Raw genomic sequence first — 13,691 nt, 5'->3', positions numbered from 1 at the left:
CGGCCGGATCAGCGGGCGGATGCCGCGATCACGCGGTCCGCGGTCTCTCGCGCCCAGCGTTCCGCCTCGGCGAGCGACTCACGCGTGAGGGATGACGGAGCCTCGTGCTTGTCGACGACGCGCTGAACCGTGTCGACGATGCCCAGGAACCCGATGCGCCCCTCGTGGAACGCGTCGACCGCCTGCTCGTTCGCCGCGTTGAACACCGCGGGGAACGTGCCGCCCGCACGCCCGACGCTCTTGGCCAGACGCACCGCGGGGAAGGCGGCGTGATCGAGCGGTTCGAACGTCCACGACGACGCGACGGTCCAGTCCAGCGGCTTCCCGACGCCGCCGATGCGGTGCGGCCAGTCGAGCCCGAGCGAGATCGGCAGCCGCATGTCGGGCGGCGACGCCTGCGCGATCGTCGACCCGTCGACGAACTCGACCATCGAGTGCACGATCGACTGCGGATGCACCACGACCTCGATGTCCTCGTACGGCACGTCGAACAGCAGATGCGCCTCGATGACCTCGAGCCCTTTGTTGACGAGGGTCGCCGAGTTCGTCGTCACGACACGGCCCATGTCCCACGTCGGGTGCGCGAGCGCCTGCGCGGGTGTGACGTCGGCGAGAGACGCGCGTGAGCGGCCGCGGAACGGTCCGCCCGACGCCGTGAGCACCAGTCGGCGCACCTCTTCGCGGTCTCCCGCGCGCAGCGCCTGCGCGATCGCGGAGTGCTCGGAGTCGACGGGCACGATCTGCCCCGGCGCGGCGATCGCGGTGACGAGGTCGCCCCCCACGATGAGCGACTCCTTGTTCGCGAGCGCGAGCGTGCGGCCGCGCTCGAGGGCCGCAAGGGTCGGGCCGAGTCCGACCGAGCCGGTGATCCCGTTGAGCACGACGTCGGCCTCGACATCGCGGACGAGCTGCTCGGCCTCGACGGCGCCGAGCGCTGTGTGCTCGACGTCGAACTCCTCCGCCTGGGCGGCGAGGGTCGCCGCATCCGTCCCCGCGGCGAGGCCGACCACTTCGAAGCGGCGCGGATTCGCGCGGATGACGTCGAGCGCCTGGGTGCCGATGGATCCGGTCGAACCGAGGACGATGACGCGGCGCATCCGCCCAGCGTACTCAGTCGGTCACTGGGTGATCTGCGGCTGCGCGGCGAGGATGTCGACCACGAAGACCAGCGTCTGGCCCGTGAGGTCGCTGTCGTTGATCTCGCCCTCGCCGTACGCGACCGACGGCGGAAGCACCGCGATCACCTGCGAGCCGACGGTCTCGCCGACCACCGCGTCGGTGAAGCCCTGGACGACGCCGCTGCCGGCCGTGAAGCTGAACGGCTGCGCGCCCCAGCTCTGGTCGAAGACCTCGCCCGAGTTCCACGAGACGCCGTGGTACTGCACCATCACGGCGTCGCCGGTCTCGACGACCTCGCCGTCGCCCTTCTTGAGGGTCGCCTTCTGGAACTCGGTGGGGATGTCGCCCTCGGGAAGCGTCACGGTCGGGACGTTGTCGGAGTCGAGCTCGACCGTGGGCATGCCCTCGACCGCGTCCTGGTCCTCACCGGTCGCGTGGTCGGGCACCACCGAGAGCAGGTCGAAGATGTAGACCTCGCCCGGGTTCGTGTCGCTCGCCGGGAAGGTGGCGACCACTCGGGTGCCGGGCGCGGCGCAGCCGAGGATCTGGCCGATCGGATTGTCGGGCGAGATCTGGGCGGGAAGCAGCGGCGCGTCGCTGTAGCCGGCGGTGCCGAGCTCCTCGCCCGTCTCGGCGCTGAACGCGCTGAGCGCGTACGACACGAGGTCGCCGGACTCGACCGGGTCGCCCGAGCCCTCCTCGATCACGGTCGCCTGGAGCTCGTCGATCTCGAGCGGCGCGGTGAAGGTCGCCGTCGACGCCTCGCCGACCTCGCCCTCGACGGTGACCGCGTCCGACGCAGCGCCCGGGTCGACGGCGGCCGAGCAGAGGTCGGCGATCGTCGGTTCGGGCGACGACTCCGTCTCAGGGTCGTTCCCGCTCGCGCAGCCGGCGAGCAGGACGGCCGTCACGGCGGCGGCGGAAAGAGCGGCGATGGGGCGGAAGCGCACGATGGAAACCTCTACAGGTGGAGACCGGGGACGCTCCATCCTCCCCTACTTTTCCTTTGGCTGGGCTGGGAGTCCCGGGCGTGGTCGGCCCGTCGAGCGGGGATCGTCATGCCCTGTCCGGAATGGATCGCGGAGTACCCTCTTCAGGTGACGACCGAGGAGAACGCCCCCCAGGCAGAGGCCGAGGCATCCGTGACACCCGTCAAGCGCATGGGCGCGACCTACGCGTTCGGACGCTACTTCGTCGCCCCGTTGGGCCGCCTGGTCTACCGGCCCCGCGTCGAGGGCAAGGCGAACGTCCCCAAGACGGGCCCGGTCATCTTCGCAAGCAACCACCTGTCGTTCATCGACTCCGTCGCGATCCCGGTCGCCGCGCCGCGGCCGGTGCACTTCCTCGCCAAGTCGAGCTACTTCGAGGGCACGGGCTTCTCGGGCTGGCTGACGCGCGAGTTCTTCCTCGCGATCGGCGCCGTGCCTGTGCAGCGTGGCGCGGGGCAGGCGGCGCTCGACGCGCTCGACCAGCAGCGGAAGCTCCTGCTCGAGGGCAACGCCGTCGCGCTGTACCCCGAAGGCACGCGCTCGCTCGACGGACGCCTCTACAAGGGCCGCACGGGCGTCGCGTTCCTCGCCCTCGAGACCGGCGCTCCCGTCGTTCCCGTCGGACTCATCGGCACCGACCGCGTGATGCCGGTCGGCGCGAAGTTCCCCTCCTTCCGCGAGCGCGTCACGGTGCGCTTCGGCAAGCCGCTCGACCTCTCGCACCACGGACCGGCGTCGTCGGGCCGCGCGCGGCGCACGGCGACCGACGAGATCATGGCCGCGATCCACGCCCTCTCGGGGCAGGAGCTCGCGAACGCGTACAACGAGGCGCCGGCGTCGAACCCGATCGAACGCATCAAGCAGGTTCTGCCGCACGAGCGGCGCTGACGGCTCGCGGCATCCGCCTCACGCGAGCTGCGCGGCGACCTCGATCGTCGGCTCGTGGCGCACAGGGAAGTTCACCGAGTTCGCGATGAAGCACCACCCGTTGGCGACCTCGTGGGCGTGCATCGCTGCGTCGACCATCGAGGCTTCGGCGACGACGACCCGCGGGCGCAGCACGACCTCGCGGAACGAGCCGCCGCCGCGGCCGTCCTCGACCATGACGCCGGATGCGTCGTCCTCGTAGCCCACGACGACGACGCCCGCCGTGACACACGCGTGCAGGTACGACAGCAGGTGGCACTGGCTGAGCGCCGCGAGCAGCATGTCCTCGGGGTTCCACCGCGAAGGGTCGCCGCGGAACGGCTTGTCGCTCGACGCGAGCAGGTCGGGTTTGCCCTCGATCGAGATGGTCGCGCTGCGGTCGTAATCACGGTAACCCGTCGTGCCCGTGCCGCGGTCGCCGGTCCACGAGGTGCGGAGGGTGTAGTGGTGCTCGCCGATCATCGTCCCAGTATGCCCGCGGCGGAACGCGGCGCAGCGGGCCCGCGGCTCGCGCTCGTCGCAGGCACCCGGGGCGGTACGACCTCCCACCGGCGATAGGCTTTCCTCGTGCCGCAGACCTTCGCCGCATCCGACGCCGTCGAACTCGCCGTGGTCGAGCGCAGCGGCTTCGTCGAGTCCCGGCACCTCGGGTCCGCGGTCGTCATCGGCGCCGACGGGGAGGTGGTCGAGCAGCTCGGCGACACCGCAGCGCCGATCCTCCCCCGATCGACCCTCAAGCCCCTTCAGGCGCTCGCGTGCCTCGCCGCGGGCGCACCGCTGGAGGGCGAGCGCCTGGGCCTTGCGACGGCGAGCCACTCGGGCACCGACCGCCACGTCGCCGTCGTGCGCGACATCCTCGATTCCGCGGGCCTCGACGAGCGCGCGCTCGCGTGTCCGCCGGACTGGCCCGGCGACACCTCGACGCGAGACGCGATCGTGCGCGCGGGGGGCGAGCGTGAGCGCATCCGCATGAACTGCTCCGGAAAGCACGCGGCGATGCTCCTGACGTGCACCGTGAACGGGTGGGACACCGCCGCGTACCTCGACCCGACGCATCCGCTTCAGCTCCACGTCCGCGAGGTGACCGAGCGCCTGATCGGCGAGCGGGCATCGGCGGTCGCGGTCGACGGATGCGGCGCCCCGATCTTCGCGATGAGCCTCACGGGCCTCGCGCGGGCGATCCACCGCATCGGCGGCGCGTCGGAGCGGTCGCCGTTCGCGCTCCACCGCCAGGCGGCGACACTCGTGCGCGCGGTGCGCGAGCACCCGTGGACGATCGCAGGACCGGGCCGCCCCGACACGATCGTGATCGAGCGGCTCGGCGTCTTCGCGAAGGGCGGCGCCGAGGGTGTCACGGTGATGTCGACGCCGGACGGGGCGACGGTCGCCCTCAAGATGCTCGACGGAAGCGGGCGCGCGACCACGGCGGTCGCGCTGCGCCTGCTCGAGCGCGCGGGTGCCCTCCAGGCATCCGATGTCGCCGAGGCGATGGCGAGTCTTCCGCTGGCCGTGATGGGCGGCGGACATGAGGTCGGGGCGATCCGCCCCGCGTTCTAGAGCACCCCCATAAGGGGTGGAAAGGATCTCGACGATGAGAATCTGCGTCCCCACCGAGGTGAAGAACAACGAGTATCGCGTTGCGCTCACCCCGTCCGGAGTCCACGACCTGGTGCTGGCCGGGCACGAGGTCTACGTGCAGAAGGGGGCGGGCGCCGGCTCGTCGATGACGGACGACGAGTACTCGGATGCCGGAGCCACCCTGCTCGACGACGCGGCCGAGGTGTGGGCGCGCGCCGAGCTGCTGCTGAAGGTCAAGGAGCCGATCGCGAGCGAGTACGACCACTTCCGCGAGGACCTCGTGCTCTTCACCTACCTGCACCTCGCCGCCGATCGCGCGCTCACGGAGCGCCTCGTCGCCGACCGCGTCACGGCGATCGCGTACGAGACGGTGCAGCTGCCGGGCGGCGGTCTGCCCCTGCTCGCGCCGATGAGCGAGGTCGCCGGGCGCCTCGCGCCCACCGTGGGAGCGACGACGCTCATGCGGTCGGCGGGCGGACTGGGCCTGCTCATGTCGGGCGTGCCCGGAACGCGCGCGGCCGCCGTCACGATCATCGGCGGTGGCGTCGCGGGTGCGAATGCCGCCGTGATCGCAGCCGGCATGGGCGCCGATGTGACGGTGTTCGACACGAACATGCAACGCCTGCGGTACCTCGACGACCACTTCCAGGGCCGCATAAAGACAGCCGCATCGAACCCGCTCGATCTCGACCGCGCTGTCACGGCATCCGACCTCGTGATCGGCTCGGTGCTGATCCCGGGAGCGCGTGCGCCCAAGCTCGTGACGAACGACATGGTGAGCCGGATGCGGCCGGGCAGCGTCCTCGTCGACATCGCCGTCGACCAGGGCGGATGCTTCGAAGACACCCACCCGACGACGCACGACGACCCGACGTTCCTCGTGCACGGCTCGGTGTTCTACTGCGTCGCCAACATGCCCGGAGCGGTGCCGAACACCGCGACGTCGGCGCTCACCAACGCGACGCTCCCCTACATCCGCCAGATCGCGCGGCTCGGCTGGACCGATGCGCTGCGCAACGACCCGGCGCTCGCCGGCGGGCTGAACACCACGGCGGGTGCGATCGTGAACCCGGGTGTCGCGTCGGCGCACGATCTCGAGCTCACGCCGCTCGCGGAGGTGCTCGCGTAGGGGGGCGTGCTGGTGCGCTCAGGCGGTGGGCGCGCAGCGCGCTCAGGCGGTGTCCAGCGCGCAGGCCGTGCGCGTGACACGCACCGTGCCGGCGCTCAGGCCAGCGACTTCTCCTCGATGCCCCACGGGGAGCCGTAGCCCTCGGGCGTCGGCGCGGCGAGGAGGTCGAGAAACGGTCGTGCGTCGAACGCCTCGGGCCCGAGCACTCCCGTGCCCGACCAGGTTCCGCGGGCGAGGAGCTCGAGCGCGATGACGGGGTTGATGGCGGTCTGCCACACGACCGCCTGCGAGTTGTACTCGCGCATCGTCTCCTCGTTGTCGGCGACGTGGTAGAGGTACGTCGAGCGCGGCTGACCGTCCTTGCCCTTCCCGGTAACCCACACACCGGCGCATGTCTTGCCGGTCATCTTGTCGCCGAGAGTCGCGGGGTCGGGCAGCGTCGCGGCGACGACGTCGCGCGGAGCGACCTTGACCCCTTTCACGTCGACGGGGTCGGTGCGGTCGAGGCCGGTCTTGTGCAGCACGCGGAGCACTTCGATGAACTCGTCGCCGAGGCCGTACTTGAACGTGACGCGCTTCGCCTTCGTCCACCGCGGCATGAGGAGCACCTCCTCGTGCTCGACGTTGACGCATTCGACGGGGCCGATGCCCTCAGGGAACTCGAACACCTCCGGCTCGGAGAAGGGCGCCGTCGTATACCAGCCGCGATCCTCCTCGTAGATGACCGGCGGGTTGAGGCACTCCTCGATCGTCGTCCAGATCGAGAACGACGGCGCGAAGTCGTAGCCTTCGACGACGAGGTTCGCGCCGTCGCGCACGCCCAGCTCGTCGATCTCGCTGAAAAGCTCGTCTTCGGCGTAGCGCGCGAACACGTCGGAGAGTCCGGGCTCCACGCCGATTCCGACGAGGGCGAGGCGTCCGGCGTCCTTCCACTCCCGGTCCTTCGCGAACTGCTCGTCGCCGAGCTTGACGCCGGGCAGCTCGTACGGCTTGTCGGGGTGCGGATGCGACAGACTCATCGCCATGTCGAGGTAGGTCGCACCGGCGGCGAAGCAGCCGTCGAAGATCGGCATGACGAAGCGCGGGTCCACGGCGTTGAGCACGTGCGTCGCTCCGGTCTCGCGTACGAGCGCGGCGACCGCGTCGGCACTCGATGCGTCGACCTGCGCGGCCGACACGCGCGGGTCGCCGAGCTCGGCCACGAGGGCCTCGGGACGGGCGGGGTCGTAGTCGGCGATCACGAGCGAGTCGAAGAAGTCGCGGCGGACGGCGATGCGCGCCGCCGCCGAGCCGACGCCTCCCGCGCCGACGATCAGGATCCGCATGGCCACTCCTTTCTGGCGTACGGCCTAGACCAGGCCGCCGTCGACCGACCGCATGTAGTCGGCCGGCTCCTCCGGCACGAGCACGGGGGTGTCGCGGTTGAGGCTCTCGCCGCGGAAGAACGGCTTCGACCGAGGGAACGCGAACCAGATGAACATGAGCACGACGCCGAGTGCGAGCGCGCCGACGCCGACGACGAATGTGCCGCCGATGCCGAGCAGGACCGTGTAGCCGTAGTCGACGTCGTACATGTCGATCGCGGACTGGACGAACGCGTACGTGAGCATGAGGGCGCCCGCGAGCGGCAGCAGGAACCGGAAGACGAAGTTCCGACCCGAGTCGAACAGCTCCTTGCGGAAGTACCACACGCACGCGTACCCGGTGATCGCGTAGTAGAACGCGATCGCGAGGCCGAGCGACAGGATCGAGTCCTGCAGGATGTTGTCGCTGATGAGCGTCATGCCGATGTAGTACAGAGACGCCACGACACCCATCACGATCGTCGAGAACGACGGCGTGCGGTACGTGGGGTGGACCTCCTTGAACTTCGCCGGGAGCGCGCGATACACCGCCATCGAGAGCGTTCCGCGCGCGGTCGGCAGGATCGTCGTCTGGGTCGACGAGACGGCCGAGATGAGCACCGCGACCACGAGCACCCAACCGACCGGGCCGAGCAGTCCGTCCTTGATCGCGAGGAACACGTCGTCGGCGTTGGCCTCGTTGCTCAGGCCCGTGCCGGTCTCGCCCAGGCCGGCGTACATCATCGCGGCGACGGTGACCGAGACGTAGGTCAGCAGGAGGAGCACGCATGTGAGAAGGGCCGCGAGCCCGGGGATGCGCTTGGGGTCCTTCGTCTCCTCGTTGAGGGCGAGGCACGTGTCCCAGCCCCAGTAGATGAACAGGGCGAGCAGGACCGCCTCGGTGAACCCCTGCCATTCGCTGAACGCGAGCGGGTTGAACCACGCCCAGTCGAAGGGCGTCGGGTCGGGGGCCGTTCCCGCGAAGAACTGCCACAGTGCCGCGACGACGAAGATCACGAGCGCGAGGTACTGGATGGCCAGAAGCACGTTCTGAAGGCGCTCGCCGATCTCGATGCCCCGCCAGCTGACGTACGTCATGAGCGCGATGAACACGACGCCGGTCGCGGTCACGAGCAGCACGTTGTCGGAGAGCAGGGCGTCGTCAGGGTTGCCGACGAACCCATCGATGAGCGCCCAGAAGTAGATTCCCCCGATCTGCGCGAGATTCGCGAGAACCACCATGCCGGCCACGGCGACGCCCCACCCGCCCATCCATCCGACCCACGGCCCGAAGGCCTTCGTACCCCACGTGAACGTGGTGCCGCAGTCGGGAACGTCATTGTTGAGCTCGCGATAGGCGAAGGCGATGAAGAGCATCGGGACGAACGCCACGATGAAGGCGATGGGCGCCTGGGCGCCGACCGCGAGGACGACGAACCCGAGCGTCGCGACGAGTGAGTACACCGGCGCGGTGGAGGCGAGACCGATGACGGTCGAGCCCCAGAGTCCCAGCGTGCCGGCAGCGAGTCCCTTGCCGTCGGGTCGGTCAAGGTGAACGGGCGACGTTGCCATAGGCCGACGTTAGGGGTCGCGATCATCGGCGGTCAATACTGGTCGCGACGCGTCGTCGGCGGGCAGCGCGACGCGCCGGACGGCTCCAGCCCGGAGCAGCCACGCGCGCGGTCTTCCGGGCGCGCAGTACGGCGGCAGCGAGCGGTCGCCCGTGAGCACGCGATACTCGGCGGCGCACGAAGTGTCGATGATGAGGTCGTGATCGGAGCGCACGTCGGAGAGCACGCGCCAGTGCCGTTGCCACTGGTCGGGGTCGCCGGTGACGACGGTGCGGCCACTCGGAGTGTCTGGCATGTCCCCCACGACGAAGTCGTCGATGGCCACGATCCGCGCATCGCCCCGCTTCCATGCGGCGAGCGCCGCGCGTGCCGTCGCCGTCGGTCGCGCGACGAAACCGGCGACGGCTGTGCTCGGCGCGAACTCGAGGGCGTCGGATGCGGCGCCCCCGCGCCGTTCGTGCGCGGAATCCGCGAACGCCACCTGCACCGCGCGTCCGTCGAGGCGCGCGCGTCCGGGCGGCGCACCCGGCATGTAGTGCGCGGATTCGCCGCCGGCGGCGAGATGCTCCTGGCGCGAGGCCATGGGAAGCAGCAGGCGCCTCGGCAGCAGGTCGCCGACGCGGGCCGCTGCGCCGGAGAGACGCTGCGCCGCGACGGCGTACAGCACGCCGTCGTCGCCCGCGCGGCGCATCGCGAGATCGAGCCGCTCCACGATCTCACGGCCGTAGTCGGCGGGCAGGCGCGCGCCGAGCGCGTCGAGGTCGTCGATCAGCACGATCGAGCCCGGCGCGGGCGATTCGTCGGAGAGTCGCTGCACGGCGTCCCACGCCCCCTCGGGATCGGAGGGCACGTGCACGATCTGTCCGCGCGCCTGCCCGGCGATCGTCTCGAGGACCGTCGACTTGCCGGAGCCGGGGCCGCCCACGACGAGCAGACCGCGATCGCCGATGCGCACGCCGATCGGACGCTGTCGTTGCCGCTCGGGCTCGTCGGCGAGGCCGATCAGGAGGACGCCCCCGTTCTGAGGTGCACCGTCGTGGCGCACGAGATCGCTGAGGTCGATCCGCGCAGGAAGGTCGGGCAGCCAAGGCCGTCTCGGCTTCGGTCCGCGAGCCGATGCGGCGATCGCGCGGATGTCGTCCGGCGACGAAAGAGCGATGCGCACCGGATGCGGAGCGGTGTCGGCCGCGCGACGCACCATCGCGGCTCCGCGCCCGGACACACCGCCGGGCAGCGTTGCCGCGTCGTCCGTCCCGACGACCGCCCTGCTGTCCGCGGCATGCGTGACGCGCAGACTGATGCGCAGCGGACAGTTCGCGAGCAGCGCGTCACGCACGATCCCGGAAACGCGCTGGGTACCGAGGATCAGGTGGATGCCGAGCGCCCTCCCGCGCGCGGCGACGTCGGCGAACACGGCGTTCAGCTCGGGGTGATCGGCGAGAAGGGCCGCGAACTCGTCGACGACGACCACGAGGCGTGGGAGGCGCACGCGCGGATCGTCGACGTCGCGCGCCGAGCACCGGGCCAGCTCGCCCTCGCGCCACCGGATCTCGGCGCGCAGGCTCTCGATCGCGCGCCGAGCGCCCGCCCCGTCGAGGTCGGTGATGACCCCTGTCACGTGAGGCACCTCCTCGAGTGCCTCGAACGCGGTGCCGCCCTTGAAGTCCGCGAGCAGGAAGCTCACCTCCTCGGTCGAATGCGTCGCGCACAGGGCGAGGATCCACGTGATGAGCAATTCGCTCTTTCCCGACCCGGTGACACCCGCGACGACGGCGTGCGGGCCGTCTGAGACGAGGTCCACGACGAGCGCCCGCCCGCCGTCCGCGCCGATCGGAGCCGCGAGCGCGCCGCGTCGCGAGGGCGGCGCGTCGGCCAGCATCTCGACCAGCGGCACGATCGCAGCGGCGCCTCCGAGTCCGGGAACCGCCCCGTTCGACGCCCGCTCCGCGAGCGAGAGCGCGAGCGCGTGAACCTGGTCGCGTGACAAGGCCTCGACTTCGATGTCGTGCACTGCACCGGCGCGGTCGAGGCGCGCGGCATCCGGCGCTTCGACGACGACCGTCGCGCCGCATCGCGGTGGGATCGGATGCCCCGGCTCCACCCGCGCGATAACGATCTCCGCGGCCGGCGGCACGGGCTGACCCGGCGCGAGCACCGCGGCCGCGACGCCCGTCGCCGCCGCGCGGTGCGGCAGGGCGTCGGCCCACTCCGGGGCGGCGATCAGGCGAAGCCGCCCGGGCGGATGAGCGAGGCACAGCTGCGCGACGAGCGCCCGCACGACGGCATCCGCGACCACCGGCGGCCCGACGACCGCGATCCCGTCGCTCGCGGTCACGAGGATCGGCCCTCCCTCGAGCTTCGCCGCCCGCGCGCGCACGCGGTCGGATGCGGGATCGCCCTCGCCGCCGGTCACCCGCAGCGACGACGTCGTGTCTCCTGAGCCCACCACGAGCGTGTCGGCGCGCTCCGCGACGGGCCGCCACACCGCGCCGTCGTTCGCGAGGAAGCCCGCGACATCGGGATGGGCGGTTCGGCGCCGAGCGCGCTCCTCTCGGTGTCGCGCCTCGACGACGGCGGTGATGCGCCGGCGCGCCGCGTCGGCCTCGGCCTCCGCGCGCCGTCTGTCCCTCCGCATCGTGCGCTTGCGGTCGAGCACCGTCGCCGCGGCGATCACCGGCACGAGTCCCGCGAGCCACAGGGAGAGCATCGACCCCGTGACGAGCCAGATCCCGACGGCCCCCAAGACCGGCACGACGGATGCGAGGACGGGGAACCCCGTGCGAGGAGGCGCCTTCCACGGCTCCGGCAGCGTCAGCGCGCTGTCGACGATGTCGTGCGGAACGGACTCGGGCTCGATGGGAGGCGATGGTGCGGCGGGTGCGGGCGCGGGGGCGAAGCGCATGCGCCCAGTCCAGCGCCCTCCCGCACGCCGACGCGGCCGACGGTGGGGATCTGTGCGCTCGAAGGCCTAGCGGGCCTGTGTGGAGGAGTCGCCGGCCTCGGGTTGCGCCTCAGTTGCGGCGTCGGCGGGGTCCGCATCGTCCGCGGATGTCGCCTCCTCCGCGGGCTCGTCGCCCGCGGCATCCGTCTCATCGTCTGCGTCGTCGACCGTCTCCCACTCCGCCGTGTCGGACTCGTCTTCGTCGGGGTCGTCTTCGATGACCGGGGGGCTGCCGACGTTCAGCACGATGATCGAGATGTTGTCGCGGCCGCCGTTCTCGAGCGCGGCGTCGAGCATCGCGCGCACCGCGTCGGCGGGGTCGGGGTTCTCGTCGAGGAAATGGCGGATGCCGTAGTCGGTCAGCTCCTTCGTGAGCCCGTCCGAGCAGATGACGAATCGGTCGCCCGGAACGATCTCGACGCGCACGTAATCCGGCGTGACGCTCTCACTCGGTCCGACCGCGCGCGTGATGACGTTGCCGTACGGGTGGTTCTCGGCCTCTTCCGGGCTCAGACGGCCCGCGGCGACGAGCTCCTGCACGACCGAGTGATCCGTGGTGAGCTGCGCGATCATGCCCTCGCGCACGAGGTAGACGCGCGAGTCGCCGATGTTCAGCGTCACCCAGTGCGGTTCGCCGCGGCTCGTGTCGAGGAACACGCCGGTCACGGTGGTTCCCGTGGCCTCGTCCGTGGCATCCGGATGCGACGCGATGTCTTTCACCGCGCGCGCGAGCGACTTCTCGAGACCCTTCGCCGTGATCGCGCCCGACTCGGCCAGCTCGCGCATGCGCGCGACCGTGCTCGTGCTCGCGATCTCACCGCCGACGTGACCGCCCATGCCGTCGGCGACCACGAACAGCGGGAACTGGGCGAGGACCGCATCCTGGTTGACGTCGCGGCGGCGACCGCGATGGGTCACCGCTGCCCACGACAGCTCGATTTCGCCGTCGGGCAGGGTGATCGTCGTGGAGTCGGCGGTGACCTTGGGCACTCCCCCGTCCTCCCGTCGCCGTACAGGTTGGCCGCGCCTTTCGGGCGGGCGTGGTCACATCCTAGTAGAACGCACCTTCGGGCCCTCGTGCGCGACGCCCCGAGATTAAGATGCGCGCGCCGGACCCGGGAAGAACCCGTCGATCAGCTCGAGATCCTCCTCCGTCGGCGTCCACGCGGTCGCCGCCGCCGCGTTCGACTGAACCTGCTCCGGGGTCGTGGCGCCCGCGATGACGCTCGACAGCGACGCCTGCGCGAGAAGCCACCCGAAAGTCGCCTCGAGCATGGTGATGCCGCGGTCGTCGCAGAACCGCCGATACGCCTCGAGCGCGTCCCACGGCGCGTTCTCGTAGATGTGCGGCCGCTGGCGCATGATGCGTGTGTCGGAGGGCGCCGACTCGCGCGTGAACTTGCCCGTGAGCAGGCCGTTGTGCAGCGGGAAGCACGGGAAGAACCCGAGCCCGTAGCGCCGCACGGCCGGGAGCACCTCCCGCTCGGCGTCGCGCGCGAGCAGGCTGAGCTGGTTCTGCGCCGACACGAACGGCACGGCGTTTCGCATCTCGGCGGTGAAGTGCGCCTCGGCGATCTGCCACCCGGTGAAGTTCGAGTGGCCGATGTAGCGCACCTTGCCCTCGCGCACGAGGTCGCCGAGGGCGTCGAGCGTCTCTTCGATCGGTGTCGCCTCGTCAGGCGTGTGCACCTGGTAGAGGTCGATCCAGTCCGTCTTCAGCCGCGTCAGCGATGCTTCGACCGACCGGCGGATGTACGAGCGCGATCCCTTCGACCCCGTGAAGCCCTCGGGATTGGGCAGCGCGCTGTGCCCGAACTTCGTGGCGAGCACGACACGATCGCGACGGCCCTTGAGTGCTTCCCCCAGGAGCTCCTCACTCAAGCCCGGGTGCCCCCCGTACATGTCGGCCGTGTCGAGGAAGGTCACGCCCGCGTCGATCGCGGCGTCGAGCACGTCGCGTGTGCCCTCGAGGGTCTCGGTGCGTGTTCCGGGACGCCCGAGGTTGTTGCATCCGAGGCCGACAGCAGAGACGAGAAGGCCGGATGCGCCGACACGGCGCAGGGGAACGTGAGACGTCATCCCTCCACGCTAGTG

11 protein-coding genes are annotated in these 13,691 nt (G+C 70.9%); 3 read left to right on the top strand and 8 right to left on the bottom strand.

Translation table 11 applies throughout. The annotated features are described in order from the left end of the window. Positions 1–8: 8 nt before the first annotated feature. Both dxr and VNR19_RS07300 read right to left on the bottom strand, forming a co-directional pair. Entirely contained in the window at positions 9–1,097 is a 1,089-nt protein-coding gene (gene dxr / locus VNR19_RS07305; RefSeq protein ID WP_325725347.1) for a 1-deoxy-D-xylulose-5-phosphate reductoisomerase, read from the bottom strand. 21 nt (positions 1,098–1,118) lie between these two features. Then, positions 1,119–2,069 carry an FKBP-type peptidyl-prolyl cis-trans isomerase gene (locus tag VNR19_RS07300; RefSeq protein WP_325725345.1) on the bottom strand — a complete coding sequence of 317 codons (951 nt, stop codon included), beginning with the start codon at positions 2,067–2,069 and terminating at the stop codon, positions 1,119–1,121. A gap of 210 nt (positions 2,070–2,279) precedes the next feature. Between VNR19_RS07300 and VNR19_RS07295 the strand changes: the two genes are divergently transcribed. Next, on the top strand, positions 2,280–2,996 hold the full coding sequence (locus VNR19_RS07295; RefSeq protein WP_325725429.1) for a lysophospholipid acyltransferase family protein: 717 nt from the start codon (positions 2,280–2,282) through the stop codon (positions 2,994–2,996). Positions 2,997–3,014: 18 nt separating this feature from the next. Here VNR19_RS07295 and VNR19_RS07290 read toward each other — a convergent pair whose 3' ends face one another. After that, a complete protein-coding gene (locus tag VNR19_RS07290; protein ID WP_325725343.1) occupies positions 3,015–3,497 on the bottom strand; it encodes an OsmC family protein in 483 nt (160 codons plus the stop codon). 105 nt (positions 3,498–3,602) lie between these two features. Here VNR19_RS07290 and VNR19_RS07285 point away from each other — a divergent pair, with 105 nt between their 5' ends. Both VNR19_RS07285 and ald read left to right on the top strand, forming a co-directional pair. Then, positions 3,603–4,592, top strand: a complete 990-nt coding sequence (locus tag VNR19_RS07285) for an asparaginase (protein WP_325725341.1) — start codon at positions 3,603–3,605, stop codon at positions 4,590–4,592. Between the two features lie 34 nt (positions 4,593–4,626). Further along, positions 4,627–5,742, top strand: coding sequence for an alanine dehydrogenase (gene ald / locus VNR19_RS07280; protein ID WP_325725339.1), 1,116 nt, complete (start codon positions 4,627–4,629; stop codon positions 5,740–5,742). A 95-nt stretch (positions 5,743–5,837) separates the two neighbouring features. Here ald and VNR19_RS07275 read toward each other — a convergent pair whose 3' ends face one another. The 5 genes from VNR19_RS07275 to VNR19_RS07255 form a co-directional block, all read right to left on the bottom strand. Then, complete coding sequence (locus VNR19_RS07275; protein ID WP_325725337.1) at positions 5,838–7,067, bottom strand: saccharopine dehydrogenase family protein; 1,230 nt, start codon at positions 7,065–7,067, stop codon at positions 5,838–5,840. 24 nt (positions 7,068–7,091) lie between these two features. Beyond that, complete coding sequence (locus VNR19_RS07270) at positions 7,092–8,657, bottom strand: APC family permease (RefSeq protein ID WP_325725334.1); 1,566 nt, start codon at positions 8,655–8,657, stop codon at positions 7,092–7,094. A gap of 9 nt (positions 8,658–8,666) precedes the next feature. Further along, complete coding sequence (locus VNR19_RS07265) at positions 8,667–11,558, bottom strand: FtsK/SpoIIIE domain-containing protein (protein WP_325725332.1); 2,892 nt, start codon at positions 11,556–11,558, stop codon at positions 8,667–8,669. 66 nt (positions 11,559–11,624) lie between these two features. Next, positions 11,625–12,587, bottom strand: a complete 963-nt coding sequence (locus VNR19_RS07260; RefSeq protein WP_325725330.1) for a PP2C family protein-serine/threonine phosphatase — start codon at positions 12,585–12,587, stop codon at positions 11,625–11,627. Positions 12,588–12,692: 105 nt separating this feature from the next. After that, positions 12,693–13,676, bottom strand: a complete 984-nt coding sequence (locus VNR19_RS07255; RefSeq protein ID WP_325725328.1) for an aldo/keto reductase — start codon at positions 13,674–13,676, stop codon at positions 12,693–12,695. Between the last annotated feature and the right edge of the window lie 15 nt (positions 13,677–13,691).

Origin of the sequence: Microbacterium sp. (assembly GCF_035556355.1) — a bacterium.
Taxonomy (GTDB): domain Bacteria; phylum Actinomycetota; class Actinomycetes; order Actinomycetales; family Microbacteriaceae; genus Microbacterium.
This window is presented reverse-complemented; position numbering and strand designations above follow the sequence as displayed.